At 40.9% G+C, this 18,915-nt stretch carries 10 protein-coding genes and 4 pseudogenes; 7 read left to right on the forward strand and 7 right to left on the reverse strand.

Translation table 11 applies throughout. The annotated features are described in order from the left end of the window. Nucleotides 1–80: 80 nt before the first annotated feature. Nucleotides 81–1,103 carry an AMP-binding protein gene (locus tag V7L12_RS17875; protein WP_335086176.1) on the reverse strand — a complete coding sequence of 341 codons (1,023 nt, stop codon included), beginning with the start codon at nt 1,101–1,103 and terminating at the stop codon, nt 81–83. Then, nucleotides 1,063–2,688: pseudogene (locus V7L12_RS17880) on the reverse strand (condensation domain-containing protein). The gene V7L12_RS17875 and the pseudogene V7L12_RS17880 overlap by 41 nt, the downstream one beginning before the upstream one ends. A 238-nt stretch (nt 2,689–2,926) precedes the next feature. Between V7L12_RS17880 and V7L12_RS17885 the strand changes: the two are divergent. Continuing rightward, on the forward strand, nt 2,927–4,027 hold the full coding sequence (locus tag V7L12_RS17885) for an alpha/beta fold hydrolase (protein ID WP_335086178.1): 1,101 nt from the start codon (nt 2,927–2,929) through the stop codon (nt 4,025–4,027). Between the two features lie 193 nt (nt 4,028–4,220). On the opposite strand, the pseudogene V7L12_RS33250 reads toward V7L12_RS17885, so the two are convergent. From V7L12_RS33250 to V7L12_RS17910, 3 genes and pseudogenes are all read right to left on the reverse strand, one after another. Beyond that, nucleotides 4,221–7,497, reverse strand: a pseudogene (locus V7L12_RS33250) (non-ribosomal peptide synthetase). 8 nt (nt 7,498–7,505) lie between these two features. Beyond that, nucleotides 7,506–10,181 (reverse strand): non-ribosomal peptide synthetase, encoded by a 2,676-nt coding sequence (locus V7L12_RS17905; RefSeq protein ID WP_335086197.1) that lies wholly within the window; start codon nt 10,179–10,181, stop codon nt 7,506–7,508. A 129-nt stretch (nt 10,182–10,310) separates the two neighbouring features. Further along, nucleotides 10,311–11,744, reverse strand: a pseudogene (locus V7L12_RS17910) (condensation domain-containing protein); the annotation flags it as partial. Nucleotides 11,745–12,214: 470 nt separating this feature from the next. Here V7L12_RS17910 and V7L12_RS17915 point away from each other — a divergent pair. Beyond that, complete coding sequence (locus V7L12_RS17915) at nt 12,215–12,601, forward strand: hypothetical protein (protein ID WP_335086184.1); 387 nt, start codon at nt 12,215–12,217, stop codon at nt 12,599–12,601. A gap of 465 nt (nt 12,602–13,066) precedes the next feature. Here the strand turns inward: V7L12_RS17915 and V7L12_RS17920 are convergent, their stop codons facing one another. After that, nucleotides 13,067–13,621: a hemerythrin HHE cation-binding protein gene (locus tag V7L12_RS17920; protein WP_335086186.1), complete on the reverse strand. Its 555-nt coding sequence runs from the start codon at nt 13,619–13,621 to the stop codon at nt 13,067–13,069. Between the two features lie 105 nt (nt 13,622–13,726). Here V7L12_RS17920 and V7L12_RS17925 point away from each other — a divergent pair. The 4 genes and pseudogenes from V7L12_RS17925 to V7L12_RS17940 all read left to right on the forward strand — a co-directional run. Then, nucleotides 13,727–13,901 (forward strand): annotated as a pseudogene (locus tag V7L12_RS17925) (four helix bundle protein); the annotation flags it as partial. Nucleotides 13,902–14,067: 166 nt separating this feature from the next. After that, nucleotides 14,068–14,424 (forward strand): hypothetical protein, encoded by a 357-nt coding sequence (locus V7L12_RS17930; RefSeq protein WP_335086187.1) that lies wholly within the window; start codon nt 14,068–14,070, stop codon nt 14,422–14,424. A 103-nt stretch (nt 14,425–14,527) separates the two neighbouring features. Continuing rightward, entirely contained in the window at nt 14,528–15,550 is a 1,023-nt protein-coding gene (locus V7L12_RS17935) for a spore photoproduct lyase family protein (protein WP_335086199.1), read from the forward strand. Nucleotides 15,551–16,010: 460 nt separating this feature from the next. Further along, entirely contained in the window at nt 16,011–16,364 is a 354-nt protein-coding gene (locus tag V7L12_RS17940) for an alpha/beta fold hydrolase (RefSeq protein ID WP_335086189.1), read from the forward strand. Here V7L12_RS17940 and V7L12_RS17945 read toward each other — a convergent pair. Next, nucleotides 16,361–17,434 carry an alpha/beta hydrolase gene (locus tag V7L12_RS17945; protein WP_335086191.1) on the reverse strand — a complete coding sequence of 358 codons (1,074 nt, stop codon included), beginning with the start codon at nt 17,432–17,434 and terminating at the stop codon, nt 16,361–16,363. The genes V7L12_RS17940 and V7L12_RS17945 overlap by 4 nt on opposite strands. Before the next feature lie 219 nt (nt 17,435–17,653). Between V7L12_RS17945 and V7L12_RS17950 the strand changes: the two genes are divergently transcribed. Continuing rightward, nucleotides 17,654–18,406, forward strand: a complete 753-nt coding sequence (locus V7L12_RS17950; protein ID WP_335086193.1) for an SDR family oxidoreductase — start codon at nt 17,654–17,656, stop codon at nt 18,404–18,406. The last annotated feature ends 509 nt before the right edge of the window (nt 18,407–18,915 follow it).

An 18,915-nucleotide genomic window follows, 5' to 3' on the forward strand; every position in this document is an offset into this window, starting at 1 on the left:
ACTCATGGCTCTCAATGGTGCTGTATCTACGTATTTACAGCTTATGCCCTGAGAGCTTTTTTTACTGCATCACTGACTTTTCAAACATCCTCTAATATGTAAACTTGTGTATTGGCGATCGCACGACCAATTGCAGGTGCTAAATTATCTTTATGTTTAACATAAATATGAGCAGAAGTTGTAACAACTGTGTTTTCAGTTGGCCCATAATTATTAACTACTTGAAAAGGATGGTCAGCTAAAGGATATTGATTTAGTTTGTCTCCACCTGTGAGTAATATTCGTACAGCCGCGTTCTTCGGAAAATCTAATAATAAAACTTTCTCTGCTAAAGGTGTTGGTACGAAAAAAATTGTTATCGCTTTTGATACTAGCCAATCTCGTAGTTGTTCAGGTATTTGCCTGATTTCATCATTTACAAAATAAATGCTTGCACCAGCACTAAGATAAGGCCAAACTTCCCAACCGCAAGCGTCAAAGCCAACTCCAGAAATCTGCGTTGCTTGGTCAAGAGGTGAAACTGTAAACGTTTTTTGATGCCAAAAAACTAGATTTAACAATCCTTTATGTTCTATTTTAACCCCTTTAGGCTTTCCAGTTGAGCCAGAGGTATAAATAATATAAGCAAGGTTATCTACTTTAACTTGACTGGTAAGATTATCTTCAAGTTCTTGAGTAATAATTTCCCAATCATTATCTAAAACGATTACTTCTGAATTATGGGTTACTAGACGTTTAATCCATTTATCTTGAGTTAATAAAACTGAGATGTTAGTATCTTCAAGCATAAAGTTTAAACGTTCAGACGGATAGCTTGGATCTAAAGGTACATAAGCTCCGCCTGCTTTTAGGATGCTCAACATCCCGATTACCATATCAAAAGAGCGTTCTACACAAAGTCCTACTAAAACTTCGGCTTCAACTCCTAATTTTTTTAGATAATGTGCTAGTTTGTTGCTGCGTATATTTAACTCCTTGTAGGTGAGTTGTCTGTCTCCAAATACCAAGGCTATGGCATCAGGTTTCTGCTCTGCAAAACTCTCAAATAACTGATGAATACACTTATACTTGAGGATAATCTGACTGAGTATTGTTGCATCCAACTAATAAATCATATAGCTCAGATTCGCTTAAAAGCGGTAATTGTGCAATTCGGTGTTCTGGATTTGCAACTATACCCTCCAGTAATTTTTGAAAATGTCCTAGCGTCCTGGTGATAGTAGCATCATCAAATAAATCAGTGCTATAAATTACAAAACCACTAATTCCCTCTGAGCTATCTGCCCATAACCCATTTTGAGTATTTGGCTCCCACAAGTGGAACTCCAAATCAAAGCGCGTTGTTTCCGTTTAAAATGGTAGCGGACTTAAAGTTAAACTAGGTAACTCTAACGCGGACATTGGCGCATTTTGGAGCGCAAAAACTACTTGAAAGAGTGGATTTTGATTTAAATTCCGCTCTGGATGTAGTTCCTCTACGAGTTTTTCAAAAGGCAAATCTTGATGAGCATAAGCCTCTAAAGCTACCTCTTTAACTCTACTCAATAATTCCCGAAAAGTTGGATTTCCACTTAGTTGGGTACGCAGTACTAAGCTATTGACAAAAAAACCAATTAATCCTTCAATTTCACTACGGTTGCGATTGGCAATAGGTGAACCGATAGCAATATCTTCTTGTTGTGTATAGCGATAAAGTAAAACTTGGAATGCTGCTAGTAGGGTTATAAACAAAGTTACCCCTTCTTGCTGTCCGAGAGCTAAAAGTGCTTTGCTCAAACTTTTTGATAATTGCAGAGGTTGCCTTGCACCCTGGTAACTTTGAGCATCTAGTCTTGGTCTGTCGGTTGGCAGATTTAGCATAGAAATGCCATCTAATTGCTTCTGCCAATAACTCAGTTGCTTTTCTAATACTTCCCCTTGCAACCACTGGCGTTGCCAGTATGCAAAGTCTGCATATTGGATTGTAAGTTTCGCTAGAGGAGAAGGCTGATTGTTGGCAAAGGCTGTGTAAAGTGCTGCTATTTCCTGAATCAGCACCCCAATAGACCAACCATCACAGACAATGTGGTGTATAGTCAGCAGCAGGATACATTGTGTCTCATCTAACCACAGTAGTTTTACTTGCAGCAACGAATCGGTTGATAAATTGAAAGGACGTTGAGCTTCTTGGGTAGTAAGTCGTCGCGCTTGTATTTCTCGTTCGGCTTGTGGCAGTTGCCGTAAATCTATTACTGGTAAGGGTATTTTGAGCGTAGGATTAATTACCTGAACTGGTTGCCCTGACTGGATGACAAAAGTGGTGCGTAAAGCTTCATGTCGGCGCACAATTTCGTTAAAAGTTTGCTCTAGCGCGGCTTGATTGAGCGAACCTGTTAAATTTAGTGCTAGTGGAATGTTATAGAAAGGATTATTAGGGATTAATTGGTCAAGAAACCACAGCCGTTGTTGAGCAAAAGAAAGGGAAAGATTTTCTGACCGCGAAATAGGTACAAGAGGTCTAAAGCTGTGGTTATTAGTACGATTAGATACTTCTAAAAATTCAATAATTTCTGCTTTCCGCTCTTGAATTTCTGCACGTAATTCTCCTGTAAGAGTCCCTTCAGGGGCGTTACAGCGAAACTTTTCACCATCAAGGAAAACTTGAATATCTAAGCTGCAAAGATAAGATAAAAACTCAACCGTATTCAAATTATACCCCTTCGCAACTGTTGTTACTTATTAGAAGGTAGGAGACACAGAAAAGTGTGAGCGAAGTGCAAATTTCTGCCAAGCTGCACTGTTTATTAACTAACCCAACATTTTTATCACACTTATAACAGGGTATAAATCATTCTTGAGGCTGAAAATAGGATGGTAGTAACTGTGGTAAGAACCTAAAAGACAAAGCAGTTAATCACGTATCGCAAGGTTTAGGCTCATGCTGTTCATGCCTCATAATTTACTGCTCGTATGGTTGAGTCAACTGCTGTCGATTGGGGTACTTGGCGGGGGAATATACATTCTTTATGAGTGGTACGAACGAGAACTTATAGGAACCTCCTACTTAGTGGCTGGGCTAGTAATGTTTCTTTGGTCTTTTGGTGGTCGTTTTATCAGTTTGCCACTGCTGCGCCGTCCAGGAGCCGAGGAACCTAAGTTTATGCGTAGCAAAACCGTGCAGCGTTTGCCACGACCGGATGGGAGCGTGTTGCAAGTAGAGTTTTTTGGACCTGAAGATGGTCAACCAATTATTTTGTCACACGGTTGGGGGCCAAACAGTACTATATGGTATTATGCCAAACGACAACTAAGCGATCGCTTCCGAGTAATTGTTTGGGATCTACCAGGACTAGGAAAATCCTCCAAACCGAAAAACAATGATCACTCTATAGAAAAATATGCCCGTGACTTGGAAGCTGTTGTTGCCATAGCAGGGGATAAACCTGTTATTTTGGTAGGACACAGCATGGGTGGGATGATTAACCTGACATTCTGTCGCCTGTTTCCAGAGCAATTAGGGAGTCGGGTGGCTGGTTTAATTCTTGTAGATACTACTTACACCAATCCGGTAAAAACTTGTATTTTTAGCGGTCTGGTACGTAAATTGCAGAAACCGCTACTCGAACCTGTGTTGTACCTGACTACTGTGCTGTGGCCGATTTTTTGGTTGATGACTTGGCTCTCATATTTGAATGGTTCGCTGTACATCACCGTCGAACTGTCTGGATTTACGGGTACTGAAACACGTGGTCAACTAAGTTTTGCAGGTCTATTATCAGCATTGGGTTCGCCTGGTGTTCTGGCTCGTGGCACACTGGCAATGTTGAAGTTTGATGAAACAGAAACACTTGCAACTATTAACATTCCTGTGTTGGTTGTTTGTGGCAATTCAGATATAGCAACTAAACCCGTTGCAAGCGATCGCATGAAAGCAGAATTGCCTTACTCTCAAAAAGTCACCATCAAACCAGGTGGACACATGGCATTGATGGAACAAAACCAACAATTTGCCGAAGCAGTCAGCACGTTTTGTGCTGGCTGCTTATAGCTGGGATGATTACCTAAAACTTGCTTTGCTTCTTCACGGGCTAGATGTACTTAGTACCTTTTGATTAGTTCCAAAGTAGAGGTTGCCAGCCAATTCGCACATTTTTCTAATAGCTTAAGTTAATCGCTACTGCGGCTCGTACACATATACCGGATGGCATAAATGGCATGGTGATTTCTAACTCAGGGGTTTCTCAAAATTCTACTTCTTCTCGTTGAATTCCCGTAGTTTGAGTCTTATCCGCACCTTTTGCTGCCCAACACATTGTGTCACTAATGTACTTAGCAAGTTGTTCAACAGTTGGTGTTTCAAACAAATTGCGTACAGGCAAATCTATTTGGAAGATGTCACGAATGCGGGAAGTTAGCTGAGTCGCTAGTAGAGAATGACCGCCCAATTCAAAGAAATTGTCGTGAACGCCTACTTGCTCTTTTCCCAAGACTTTAGCCCAAATTTCTGCAAGTAACTCTTCAACCTGCGATCGCGGTGCCACATAATCTTGATTATGGAAAGTAATTGTCTCAGGTATGGGTAAAGCATGGCGATCGACTTTGCCATTAGGTGTTAGAGGTAGAGATTCCAATACCATATATGCTCTTGGCACCATATATTCTGGTAGCTTTTCTTTGAAGAATTGACGAAGTAAATATGCAAAGCTTTGCACGTCTTCCATTGGTATCTGTTCCTGCTTGGGAACAATATAAGCCATCAAATACTTATCATCAGGTACGTCCTCACGAGCAATAACTATAGTTTCTTTCACTGCTGGATGTTGACTCAGCACTGCTTCAATTTCTGACAACTCAATGCGGAAGCCACGAATTTTTACTTGATTGTCAATGCGACCTAAAAATTCAATATTGCCATCTGGTAAATAACGAGCTAAATCACCCGTTTTATAAAGACGTGTTTTTGGTTTGTTACTAAAAGGATGAGTAATAAAATGTTCAGCAGTTAATTCAGTGCAATTGAGATATTCTCGCGCCAGCCCCTCCCCACCCATATATAATTCGCCAGTAACGCCAATAGGCACTAGTTGTAAATGGGTATCTAATATATAAATCTGCGTGTTTGTAATGGGGATACCAATAGGTAAAGATGTGGCTGATGGTAACTCTTCTACGCAGTAATAAGAGGAAAATGTTGTATTTTCTGTAGGACCATAAACATGAATTAAGCACTTTGGCGCACCAGATTGGAGAATCTTTTTAATCCATCTCGGATCAACGGTTTCGCCACCAAACAGGAAATATTTCAAGGTCGCAAAAGCTTGCGGAACATCTCTAACAATCTGTTGAAATAAGGCAGTGGTCAAAAACAGAACGTTGATACCTTTTTCTCGTAGTTGTAATGCCAATTCATGAGGCGAAATGGTTACATCTTTACTAATTCCCACAAGTTGAGCGCCGTTAAGTAGCGCTCCCCAAATCTCGAATGTCGCTGCATCAAAAGAAGTGTTTGAGGCTTGGGCGATTTTATCATATAGTGACAATTTTATATAGTTAGTATTGCACACTAACCGATTTACAGCTTTGTGAGGTACAGCCACTCCCTTGGGTTTTCCTGTAGAACCAGAGGTGTAAATAATATAGGCTAAATTATCACTATTTAAATCCCTTTTAAGATTGTCTTCCTTTTCTTGGGTAATAATTTTCCAGTCTTTATCTATAGAAATGATTGGATTTGAGAAACCTGCAAAATGCTTGAGTAAGTTTTCTTGTGTCAGCAATACTGAAACTTGTGCATCTTCCAGCATAAAATTTAGGCGTTCTTCAGGATAGCTGGGGTCTAATGGAACATACGCTCCCCCTGCTTTAAGAATTCCCAATAACCCGATTATCATTTCTATAGACTGTGAAATACAAATGCCAACTAAAACTTCTGAACCTACTCCTATTTTTTGTAAGTGGTGCGCTAGTTTATTGCTGCAAGTATTCAACTCTTGATAAGTAAGTTCTTTGTTAGCAAAGTTTACTGCTATAGAATCAGGATACTGCTGTACCTTTTCTTCAAACAATTGATGGATACATTTATTTTGAGGATAATCGGCTTGGGTGTTATTCCATTCCACTAATACCTGATGTAACTCCACTTCACTTAATAACGGTAAATTTGTAATTCGTTCTTCTGGATTTGCAACAATAGCTGACAATAGAGTTTTAAAATGTTCCAGCATCTGGTTAATGGTGGCTCGATCAAATAAATCTGTGTTGTAAACGATTACACCTCGGAGACCTTCAGAATACTCCTAGTTTCCGCCCCATAAGCTCCTAAAATCCTCAGAACACTTCCACAGATGCAGTTCCAAATCAAAACGTGTTTTTTTCAAATCAATATTCATAAAGCTGGGTACTAATCCAGGCAGTTCTAACGCTGACATTGGCGCATTCTGGAAACCAAATACCACTTGAAATAAAGGATGGTGGCTCAAGTTCCGCTCCGGGTGTAGTTCTTCAACTAACTTTTCAAACGGCAAATCTTGGTGGCTGTATGCTCCTAATGTTACCTCCCGTACTCTGCCTAGTAGTTCCCGAAAGGTGGGATTTCCAGATAAGTTACTATGCAGCACTAAACTATTGACAAAAAAACCAATTATTCCTTCAATTTCACTATGGTTACGGTTAGCAATTGGTGAACCTACCGCGATATCTTCTTGGTGTGTGTAGCGGTAAAGTAATGTTTGAAATGTTGCCAACAGTGTCATAAATAAGGTGACACCTTCTTGCTGTGACAGCTTTTCTAGTGCAATCAATTAGTTTTTTTGGTAACTCTAGAAATTGTGTTGCTCCTCGATAGCTTTGTATAGCTGGTCTTGGTTTGTCAGTAGGCAGATGCAATATGGAAATACCGTTTAATTGCTCCCGCCAGTAAGCTAACTGGGTTTGGAGTACTTCTCCTTGCAGCCACTCGCGCTGCCAGTGAGCAAAATCGGCGTACTGAAGAGGCAGTTCTAATAGAGGGGAAGGCTGGTTTTGTGCAAAAGCTGCGTAAAGCGTTCCCAGTTCCCGAATCAGTACCCCCATAGACCAATCATCGCAGATAATGTGGTGCATATTCAGTAATAGAATATGTTCTGTCTCGGAAAGCACGAGGAGTATTACTCGCAGCAATGACCCGGAGGATAAATCGAAGGGATGTTCTATCTCTGCGGTAATAATGGACTTTGCTTTAACCTCTTGTTTATCAGCTGACAATTGCTGGAGGTCTAATACAAAAAGAGGTATTGTTAAGCTGGGTGCAATCGCCTGTACAGGTTGCCCATCCAACACTATAAATGTGGTACGTAAGATTTCGTGGCGACGCACGATTTCGTTAAAAGTCTGTTCTAGTGCGGCTAACTTAAGCGAACCTGTCAAGCGAATTACTGTCGGCACACTGTAGATAGCATTGCCGGGGATCAACTGGTCGAGGAACCATAGTCGCTGTTGAGCAAAAGATGCTGGAAAGACGAAGACTTCTTCAGAAGACATATTGATCCTTATTTTAAATTTTGTGCTTTCTCAATACAGGCTTTTAGCTGTGCGGCGAGAATTTGGATATGGGGTTTTCTCAGCATAGTTAGGTGATTGCCAGGAATATGATAAATTTCCGTTCCTCCCACAGTTAGCTGATGCCAACCCATACTCGGATCTTCCTTGGCAATGCTCGATTGAACCTTTGTTCTAAAAAGATTAATTTCTTTAGGGTAGGCTTGTGGAACGTAGTTGAGAACTGCTTGGCTATTGGCATAGAAAACACGAAGCATGGGACGAATTGCTAACTCGCTTAAAAGCCTTAACTTGGATTCTTCGGGTATAACGTTGACTGTGGCATCCTCTTTGAGGATGAGGTGAGAGAAGAGATTTGTTTGGAGCGTTCGCGTTAGCGACTCCCTTTGGGAGTATCGCGTTAGCGGCTCCCAAAATGAGTTTTGCACAATTATATTAAAATTAGTCAACCAAGAAGTTAAACTGTTAATTCGATTCCTGGCGATCGCAATAATTAGATATAAATAATCGAGGAAAAAGGGCCATATATATCGCGCCACTGTTGTCAGCATAAACTTTAAACCATTACCCAAAGAAGGTATATTGCCCGGAATTGGTGCTAAAGTGTCAAGCACAGCAAGTAGAGCCACTTCTTCTCCAGACTTTTGCAGTTGTTGAGCCATTTCAAAAGCAACCCAACCTCCAAAAGACCAACCTCCTAAAAAATAAGGGCCTTTGGGCTGCACTGAGCGCAATGCTTCAATGTAGTGAGCAGCCATATCCTCAATGTTAGTTAATGGAGAACTTTTTCCGTCAAGTCCAATGGGTTGTAGCCCATAAAACGGTTGATTTTTTCCCAAATGATGAGCTAATTCGTAATTAGGAAAGACAACACCAAAAATTGGATGGACGCAGAAGAAAGGTGGACTTGAACCAGCAGGTTGAATCGGTACTAAGGGAGACCAAGGCAGAGAGTCTGTTGCTGAGGATAGAGAAGTTGCTAAACTTTCAATTGTGGGATTTAAAAATAAGTTAGATAAGGGCAATTCGCGCTCAAATTGCTTGTCTATCTGCTTCATTAGGCGTACAGTTAATAGCGAATCTCCTCCCAAGTCGAAGAAATTATCGTAAATACCCACACGCTCAACATTAAGGACTTCAGCCCAAATTTTTGCCAAAGTTGACTCGGTTGGAGTACGAGGAGCAATAAATGTTTTATCTATTAAACGGCTAGCGTAACTGTCGAGTTCTGTTAGCGCCAAACGATCCACTTTCCCACTAGCTGTTAGCGGTAGAGAATCCAGCACTACAAAAGCTTTTGGAATCATGTATTCTGGTAATTTTTCTTTTAAAAATTTACGTAGTAGAGACGGGAAATTTTGTGTCTCTACATTGGGAACAATATAAGCCACTAAGTACTTATCATCAGATAAATTATCTTTAGCAATTACTATTGCTTTTTGCACACTTTGATGATATTTTAGTACTGTTTCAATTTCTGACAACTCAATACGGAATCCACGAATTTTTACTTGATTATCGATGCGTCCTAAAAATTCAATATTCCCGTCTGGTCGATACCGAGCTAAATCACCCGTTTTATAAAGTCGCGCTTTATTTTTATCACTAAAAGGATTGAGAATAAACTTTTCAGTAGTTAATTCGGGGCGATTTAGATAGCTTTGTGCCAATCCCTCACCACTTATATATAATTCGCCAGCAATTCCAATTGGTAAAGGTTGTAAATGTTTATCTAATATATAAATTTGAGTGTTAGTAATAGGGCGACCAATGGGCGGTTTTTCACTCATAATACTAATCTCTGCAATGGTTGACCAAACCGTTGCTTCAGTAGGGCCGTAAGCATTAAAAAATCGACGCTGAGAGTTCCACCAACGTTTTACAATATCATCAGTGCAAGATTCGCCTGCACAAATAATAGTTTGTAATGCCGGAAGTGATTCTGTAGGTAGGACTGCTAATACTGCTGGCGGAAGGGTGACGTGAGTAATAGCTTTTTCTCGCAATAATTGGAGCAAAGGTTGTCCGGGTAGAAGGGATTCTTTGTTTGCTAAATAAAGAGTTGCTCCTGTTTGCAGTGCCATGACAATCTCAAAAATTGAGGCATCGAAACTTAATGAGGCGAATTGCAGAATGTGGTTACTCGGTTGTAAATTGAAAACCTCAATCTGAGATGCCGCTAAGTTGGATAATCCTCGATGCTGAAGCAAAACGCCTTTAGGCTTTCCTGTTGAGCCAGAGGTGTAGATGACATAAGCTAAGTTGTCCAATGTTACGCAACTGGTCGGGTTTTCTTGGCTATGTTGTGTAATAGTTGCCCAATCTTTATCTATGCAAATAATTGGATTCGAGAAGTCTTCAAAATGCTTAAGCAATTTTTGTTGTGTCAGCAATACTAAAACTTGTGCATCTTTTAGCATAAATTTAAGACGTTCTTGAGGTAGGTTCGGATCTAAAGGTAAGTATGCTCCACCTGCTTTGAGGATGCCTAATAATGTGACGATCATCTCTAGCGATAGCTCTACACAAATGCCTACTATAACGTCAGGGACTACCCCCAATTTTTGCAGGTGATGTGCAAGTTTGTTAGCTCGGATATTTAGTTCACGATAGGTTAATTGTTGCTTGTCAAAGACTACTGCGATCGCATCGGGAGTTTCCTCCATCTGCGCTTCAAATAACTGATGAAAACACTTGTTCTCTGGGTAGTTTTTTTTAGTGTCATTCCAATCAATTAATAACTCTTGTCGTTCTTCCTCAGTAAGCAAAGACAAATCCCAAAGACGCTGTTCTGGATTAGCGACAATGCTTTCTAGCAGCGTTTGGAAATGTCCCAGCATCCGGGTAATGGTCGTGTCATCAAATAAATCGGTGCTATAAACCATTTGTCCTTTCAAACTATCCAAGTCCTGCCACAGATGCAACTCTAAATCAAGCTTTGCAGTTTTGCTGTCGAATTCAAATAGCGAAAGCGTTAACCCAGGTAACTCTAGCGCAACGATTGGAGTATTTTGGAGGCTAAATACAACCTGAAATAAGGGATTGCGGCTCAAATCTCGCTCTGGATGCAGTTCCTCCACCAGCTTTTCAAAAGGCAAGTCCTGATGGCTGTATGCTCCTAAAGTTACCTCTCTGACTCGATTCAACAATTCTCGAAACGTCGGCTTACCTGAGAAATCTGTACGTAGCACCAAGCTATTGACAAAAAAACCAATTAATCCTTCTAGTTCGCTACGATTGCGATTAGCAATAGGTGAACCTACTACAATATCCTCTTGCTGCGTGTAGCGATAAAGCAAAGTCTGAAACGCTGCCAGCATTGTCATGAACAAGGTAACGCCTTCTTGGTAACTCAGTGCCTCTAGCGCTTGAGTTAAGGAGTGTGGTAGCTCTAGAAATTGTTTTGCACCCCTGTAGCTAGGAACTGCTGGTCTCAGTTGCTTGGTGGGGAGATTCAATACCGAAATCCCCTCTAATTGCTTTTGCCAATAAGCTAACTGGGTTTGTAGAGGCGAACAACCCTTTGCTCCCACTCCTTGCAGCCACTCCCGTTGCCATTGGGCGAAATCTGCATATTGAATGGGTAGTTCTGGCACAGAGGTAGACATGGAGAGAAGTCTGAGCGGAGGCTGACTTTGTTCGGAACTTCGGGAGTCGCTTGTAGTTAGACATCGCTAATCCTCTGCAAAGGCTGTGTATAATATTCCCAATTCTCTAATTAGCACTCTAATTGACCAGCCATCGGCAACAATGTGATGTAGATTAAGCAGCAGCAGATATTCTGCTTCATCCAGTTGTAGCAGCTTTACTCGCAGCAATGGCCCGGTGGTGAGATTGAAAGGATGTTGAGCCTCTTGGGTTACGATTTGCTGCACTTGTGTCTCACGTTCTTGGCTCTCGAAATTGCGTAGATCTATTAGGGGAAGAGGTATTGTTACGTTGGGTGCAATCGCCTGCACTGGTTGCTGCTCTACCATAACAAACGTAGTGCGTAAGGTTTCGTGGCGACGTACAATTTCGTTGAATGTCTGCTTTAAGGCGGTAAAGTTGAGGGAACCTGTCAGGCGAAGTGCTGTTGACACGTTGTAAAATGGATTCCCCGGTGCTAACTGGTCGAGAAACCACAATCGCTGCTGGGCGAAAGAAGTGGGAAAAACGAAAACCTCTGCTTCTTCAGAAAAATTAAGTTCTTCATCAGCTGTGAGACTACTGAGAATATACTGGCTCATAAGTGAATGGTAAACAATTGTGGTGGAATTTGTGGAAACTTTTTCTCAGCTTATCTTGTTAAGCTGTCGCGCTTATAAATTGCGCTTTTTCAGGTTTAGAACCCTTATTGCAACAAGAATACTTTGAAAAATTAAAGACGCAACAACTTATCAACGCTCCAAAAGGAGTTTAGCTCTGAAGAACTAATGGTTGTCAGACCAGAAAATCGGTTATCAATGATGCTCGTTCACCAAGCAGTGGCTTTGAAGATTTTGGCGATCAAAACCTCTTAAATGCTTGCTCAATATAGATCCAGGCTGTAATGCATCTGATTTCATACTCCTACCCTTGAAATTTTATTTAGACATTACTGACTGCTGAGTGTGAAGCGATCGCGCAAGCTGATGAACTCTCTCAAACTGAACTTAAAAAGCTGCAAGACAAACGGGCGAAAACGAAAACCGAACAACATCAGCAGCGTAAGGCCGAATTGTCTCGTCGCTACGAAATTGAAGTTACGCCTGATTTGGTTGAGAAAAATGACGACGGCTGGTATCCCCAACTACGGATGCACTATTATTTGACACTGGGACGAGAATTTCTGACCAACCGTGATGCAAAACGGGCTAAAGCTCAATTAGAAGCTGGGGAAAATTCGATTTGTCAACCAGATTTTAACAAGGGGCAGCTATTGCCTGCTGTGTTGTTACTCGAAAATCTAAATCTGTTGCAGTTTCTTACGGCAGACGTTCAGTTGCGGGGGTTTGATGAGCGGATGGTGGAGTTTAAGGCACTGGCTGTGGCTGTAACGCATCGGCACGTTATCAAAAATTATCTGAATGTAACTATTTCGGAAAAACTTACCCCTGCGGCGTAGCCCGCATTTCTCACAAGCTTGAAATGCAGAGGTGCAGAAAGGCAAAAGAGGCGAATGGCACGCTTGTTTTCGGCAAATCCACTATTCATAAGGCTTTTGGGTGTGGGGTGTGGGGTGTAGTGACGTTCGCGCCAGCGTTGCGTAGCAAAGAAGTTTATTAATGTTCACACTTGTTTTTAATTTTCTTGATTTTTTCCTACACCCACTCAGCCACCCCCTACACCCTGTTTTGACTAGGTTTCACGTTTACAAGTGTGCCATTCACTACTGTTACAATGATGCTCACAGTGAAAAAAGCTGTCGCGTAATTAAAGGTTTCAGTTGGCAAATTTGAGATCCCCTTAATTGGGATAATTGTTTTGAGTTAGAGATGATTCACTCTTGAAAAGTATGCTTCAATGTAGCATAAATCAGATGAATCTATCACGCTCCCATGAATGACGCGCCCTCTGCCACTCATTGCTACTAGCTTACCGCGCTGCTTACAGCACCCTTAAGGGCTGCAATTCCCTGTTCAATGCTAGCCCACAGACCCATGTCAGGTTCCTTACCAGCTATCTCTCGCGTTCCAACGAAGTAAAGAACGCCTTTAAGAATCTCTTGGTGAGCGCGATTTTCAAAATTAACTCGGTTGAGCGGTTCCATCAAATCTTGAAGGTCATCATTCAAGGACTGGGCAACCTTGTGTAGAACCAGCCCGGTCATTGTCTGTTGATGCTTTAGCAACTTAAGCTGTAAGTACTTGTCATACAGAGTTAGCTCCGAACCGCTCATCATTTGGCTTACCTTCTGGGCATGTTGTTGAGTAATGTCGCGAGGTTCTGCTGCGTTGCCGTATCTAGAAATAGCTGCTTCAATAACGCTGAGATTTAAGCGATCGCTGTTTATCATTCCTTCGAGCCGCTGGCAAATGGTATTGTCGTCCGTCTGTGCTATTAACTTTTGCTCACTTTCCAACAGAACATTCTGAAAAAGCTTTAGATCAGCAAGCTTAGTCGCTATATTTGTCACATCGGCCATGATTATTAACTCCAGACTACAGGTTTTATCAGTTATGACAAGCTCTCCTCACTTTTTCCATATTCTCGTAAGGTTTGAGTAAGTCTGTCCCTCCTCAGAAAGATTTTGACCGATCAAATTCGTCGTTCATCTGGTTGTGTTTGTGCAAATCGCAGCAGTTGCATGGAGAAAACGTGGTTACGAAGCTGCTTTTATTGCAAAATTGAATTATTCAGAAGCTTCTGTTGCAGCAGAAACTCAGACTTGGCTGAAATTTGCTGTCAAATGTAGTTATTTAGACGAAGTTAGGAGGTATACCTAATGTTCGAGAGCAGCCTCACATAGAATTGGTGTAAGCAAATATAACTACTACTTTTAATTGGGTATAACCCGTATGGTCTATGGCTTTAAGTCGCTTTTGGAGATTTTATAATATAAGTAAGATTTAAAAATTAGGATTCCTATATATGAAAATACTTTCATCAGAGCTAGTCCATTTAGGATTTGGAAAATATGTGCGTTCTGACCAAGTTACAGCAGTTATCCCAATAGAAGAAGAACGAGGTCCTGGGCGACGAACCTTTGTTCACATTCAAGGGCAAAGCGATCCAATTATCGCCTCTCGTGCTGAAGATACCATTGTGCGTGATTTAGTACAGGAGCCACGCGAAGTTACCCAAGCACGTCAGCAGCAAGAAATTCTTCAAGATTTATTAGTAAATTTAGCTAATGTTAATTCGACTGTGCGTAGAATTAACCGTGATGAAGGCACTTTGGATCTTGACTTGTTAGAGCGACGAATTAAGCAAGTCCTTGAAAATTAATTGCACAAATCAGCAAAATAAATAACGGAGAAAGATATTGCTGAATACAATTACAGACCAGGTTTCAGTATCAGATACACAAATAAGATCGCCAAGATTGTGGATACCTGAACGGGTACTGTTTACACCTGCTGCCTTAAATGAGGTTTGGGGGCAGCAGATTCTTACACGTGTACAGTCACTCAACTTACCAATCGAAGAATTATCACAGAATCGTCTTAAGGGACTGCGCGGTGAGTCAGAGCGGGATACTTACAACATCGCCAAGCGTACTTTAGCAGTGGTTACTGCACCACCCAGTTCTTTTAAACTGAGTCCCATTCCACCTTCTGCAGATTGGCAGTTTCACATTGCTGAGGGTTGTCCTGCTCATTGTCAATACTGCTACTTAGCTGGTAGTTTATCGGGGCCACCTGTCATCCGTGTTTTTGCTAACTTACCGCAGATATTAGAGAACTTAGCTAACTACGAGCAACAAGGTAAAAACACGAGTTTTGAAGTTAGCTGTTACACAGATCCATTGGGTATTGAACATCTAACTGGAAGCCTTGCTGAATGTATTCGTTACTTTGGCACTCGTAGTAATGCACATTTACGTTGGGTATCGAAATTTGATGCTGTGGATGGGTTACTTGACTTACCACACAATGGGCATACCCGTTGTCGGATGAGTGTTAATGCAGCGCCGATTTCTGGCAAGTTTGAAGGTGGCACAGTATCTGTAACATCCAGACTGAATGCATTGCGACGGTTAGCGCTACCATTAGAGCGTGGCGGTGGTGGTTATCCAGTAGGCTTAGTTATTGCGCCAATTATGCCGATAGACGATTGGCAGATGCACTATAGTTCTTTGTTTGACCAGATAAACGAGGCACTGGATTTTGAGTGTAACCTTACTTTTGAACTAATCTCACATCGATTCACACCGGGGTCAAAAGAAGTTTTACGAACTTGGTATCCGCAATCAAAATTAGAGATGGATGAGGCAAAACGCAGTGTCAAGCGTAATAAGTTTGGCGGAACTAAGTACGTTTACGATAAGGACACAATGAAGGCGTTGCGTTGCTTTTTTGAGACGGAGATTACTAGGCGTTTTTTAAATGCAGAAATTCTTTATTGGACTTAACAGGCTACTTTGCTTAAATACAGTTTGAGCAGATTAATTATTGGATAACAGAGGAATCGCATAATATATCAATAAATGCAATCGTTTTCACTTTCTTTAAACACTCTGGGACATCGATCAAACTGACGAAAGTTAGTTCAATCGCTCTACCGATTTACTTAAAACATCTTTAAGTCAGTGAAATCAGCCTCTAAGGAATTATATGCTACCGAATGTTAGGCGTAGGCGTAGCCCGCTGTAGGCATCGCGGACTGTGTTGAGGTGTCTGATGCCGAACTCAAAAAACTGCAAGACAAACGAGCGAAAACACTTACTGAACGACATCAGCAGCGTAAGGCTGAATTGTCCTCGTCGCTATGAAGTTGAAGTTACACCTGGTCGATAGTGAGCCAGTATGGAACGGATATTTAGGGCAGTGGCAAGTTGCTGTTAACTTTACTGACGGATGTAAATCTGTTGTTTGCGATTGGTTAGTGACGGTGTAGGCTGCAATCAGGCATTAATCCTTTCAGCTATTGGGTGTGCAATGCTACATCAAGAAATGCCACTTTGGTATGATGCGATGATTTCTTATGTCAAAAGTGGTGGTTATAGCGACTTGGCGAATTCAATTGCTCAAGTTGACAAACCCACACTGATTTTGTGGGGAGAAGCTGATGATATGCTCCCACTAGAAGATGCAGAAAAGTTCCATCAAGATATTGCCAATTCTAGGTTAATTAAGCTGAAAAATTGCGGTCATGCGCCCCAAATTGAACAGCCATACATGACATATAAACAGATTTTGGAGTTTCGGAAACATCAAAACTTTTAATCATTGTACACTATGAATAAAATAATGCCGATTCCTAAAGCTCTAACTGTCGGTCGTTGCATTCGTAACATGATCGCAAGCCAGGTTAACCCTGCTGCACCAAACCAAATACTTACTGCTGCGCCTACTAAAACTCCACCTAAGTTATCAATATCACCGAGCCAATTACCTACTACAAGTGTACCGCTTGCAACAAAAGGCGCTACTATTAAGCCTGCCCAGCTTTTTAGTTGTTCTACCCTACTAGGGAGGAAAGAAGTAGTTAAAATAGGAGCAATTGCTCCTAGTATTACTAACCACGCCAAGAAGTGTAAAACGTACCAAATCATTCGATAATCAACATAGGTGCTTTGACGCTGGATTCCAAAAGTAGCATCAAGCCAATTTCTAGCAGCAAGGTGGCTTTTATCGCGGAACAAAATTGTAATATGTTCAGCATTAGGAATAATTACTAGCTCTCTTCCCTTGTCCTGAAATAAATTTTTATTTTCTCCACCTGCGCTTTCAAGTAACTGCTTTGCATTGGCAATAAATCTACCTTCCCAGCTTCCTGCTTGCAATTGCAGATTATCAGGAGCTTTTGGTGTAACTGAAGCACTTGTAGGAGAAATAGCTACGGTTGCCGCATAACGATTGACATTATTGATAGCAGCAGACATTACTGCACCGCTACCCATTGAGTGACCTAAAGTCGCTAAACGCAATTTATCTACCTCTGGTTGTTTTACAAGGGCTTCATAAGCAACATCAAGATTTTGCTGAAGTGAATTTTTTTGCAACGGTTTAGTATTAGCTGCATGACTATCAAAGTCCCATACTATAACTGCGTAACCTGCATCTGCTAAGGTGTAGGCGTACCCAAGCATTAACTGCTTAGAACCTGCATACCCATGTGCTATTAAAACACCAGGTACATTTTTTGCATTCTTTGACACTATGTATAATAGCGGCACACCATCACAGACCATTTGCTTTACTGTAAGAGACGCCTGTACCGTCATTACTCTCCACCAAGAAATAGCAATTACTAATAGTGCCAAAATCAGTGTCAGTAAACGCTTATTGTTCATAGAGTTTTAGTTAATAGACCTTTTGCAAATTATTTGCACAGTATTCTGACAATTTTTGTCTTTCTGTTGACGTGAGCTTTACTGTTAGCCGTTTAACTGCCAATTTTTTATTGACCATTTAGTTTTTCTACTGGCATATTAGTCTTATCAGATAATAAGCAATAAACACTTATTGTTTGTACTCGGAGTGTTTTGAATGAGTAACAGTAATAGTTGATCATGCTAAAAATTTTAGTGACAGGTGCAACTGGAAATGTCGGTCAAGAAGTTCTGAGCTTACTGCAATCCCACGATTGTAATATCTGTGCTGGAGTTAGAAATCTAAACAACGCTAAACACCTCTTAGGCAACAATATTCAGTGCGTCCCCTTCGACTTTACCAATCCTGACACCTTTGATCATGCTTTTTTTGAAGTCAATAAACTTTTTTTAGTGCCTCCGCCTGCCCTTGCTAATATTCGTCTTCAAATTGCCCCAGCCCTAAATGCTGCAAAACTCGCTCTCTTTGAGCATATCGTGTTTCTTTCAATACTAGGAGCCGAACGCAACCGTTTTCTGCCACACTCCCAAATTGAACGCTATATCAACCAATTAGGTATTAAAGCTACCTTTTTACGGGCCAGCTTTTTTATGCAAAATCTTAATACCACACACAGAGAAGACATCAAAGTTCATAGTGAATTGCTTCTTCGAGCTGGTAATGGTAAAACAAGTTTTATTGATGTGCGGGATATTGCTGCCGTTGCAGTTCGTACTTTAATTGAAGATGGGCATCAGGAAAGAGCATATCCCCTTATTGGTGCAGAAGCCTTAACTTATTACGAAGTTGCGGACATCTTCACATCTGTTTTAGGTAAACCGATACGCTATAATCCTTCTGTGCTAAACTTTGTTCGACAAATGCGCTCCAAAAGGTTGCCAATAGACTTTATTTTAGTAATGGTAGCAATCTACACTAGCGCCCGTTTATGATTGGCAGGCAACATCACACCTGATACAGAGCAATTACTTAATCGTTCACCTCTGATCATACAGCAGTATATCAAGGACTATCGACAGTTCTGGTTATAAGTTAATGCAGTACATCTAATTGACTGGAATTTCTTTGTTTGTTGCTATGTCATTAATTCCAAATTATATTAAGAAAGTTTTCTTCAAATCACTGTTTAGCTTATTAATTGGCAAGGATAAACTCAGATTTTATGAGACTATTGATTGGTCACAGTCAAGTGCTGGCTTCCATAAAACAGATTTCAACTACCCACTTTATTACAGCAGCCAAAACTTTCATGGTATTTCAGGCAGCTAGAGTTAAAAAACTTTAATATTTGTAATATTTAAAATCAAAAATTATTTTGCTCTGGTTGTTGAATCACTCCGACCAGTTTAACCCTCTTTTGTCACTCTAGGCAGAGGAAAAATAGAAATAAGGGATATTGAAGTTTTGAAAAATTGAACGAGTCAGATTATTGACAATCATT

This window comes from Nostoc sp., from assembly GCF_036918245.1.
Classification (GTDB): domain Bacteria; phylum Cyanobacteriota; class Cyanobacteriia; order Cyanobacteriales; family Nostocaceae; genus Nostoc.

Coding starts and splice junctions, on each gene's coding strand:
- V7L12_RS17885 (WP_335086178.1), top strand. CDS start 2,927: ATGCCTCATAATTTACTGCTCGTATGGTTGAGTCAACTGCTGTCGATT.
- V7L12_RS17905 (WP_335086197.1), bottom strand. CDS start 10,181: ATGGAGGAAACTCCCGATGCGATCGCAGTAGTCTTTGACAAGCAACAA.
- V7L12_RS17920 (WP_335086186.1), bottom strand. CDS start 13,621: ATGGCCGATGTGACAAATATAGCGACTAAGCTTGCTGATCTAAAGCTT.
- V7L12_RS17930 (WP_335086187.1), top strand. CDS start 14,068: ATGAAAATACTTTCATCAGAGCTAGTCCATTTAGGATTTGGAAAATAT.
- V7L12_RS17945 (WP_335086191.1), bottom strand. CDS start 17,434: ATGAACAATAAGCGTTTACTGACACTGATTTTGGCACTATTAGTAATT.
- V7L12_RS17950 (WP_335086193.1), top strand. CDS start 17,654: ATGCTAAAAATTTTAGTGACAGGTGCAACTGGAAATGTCGGTCAAGAA.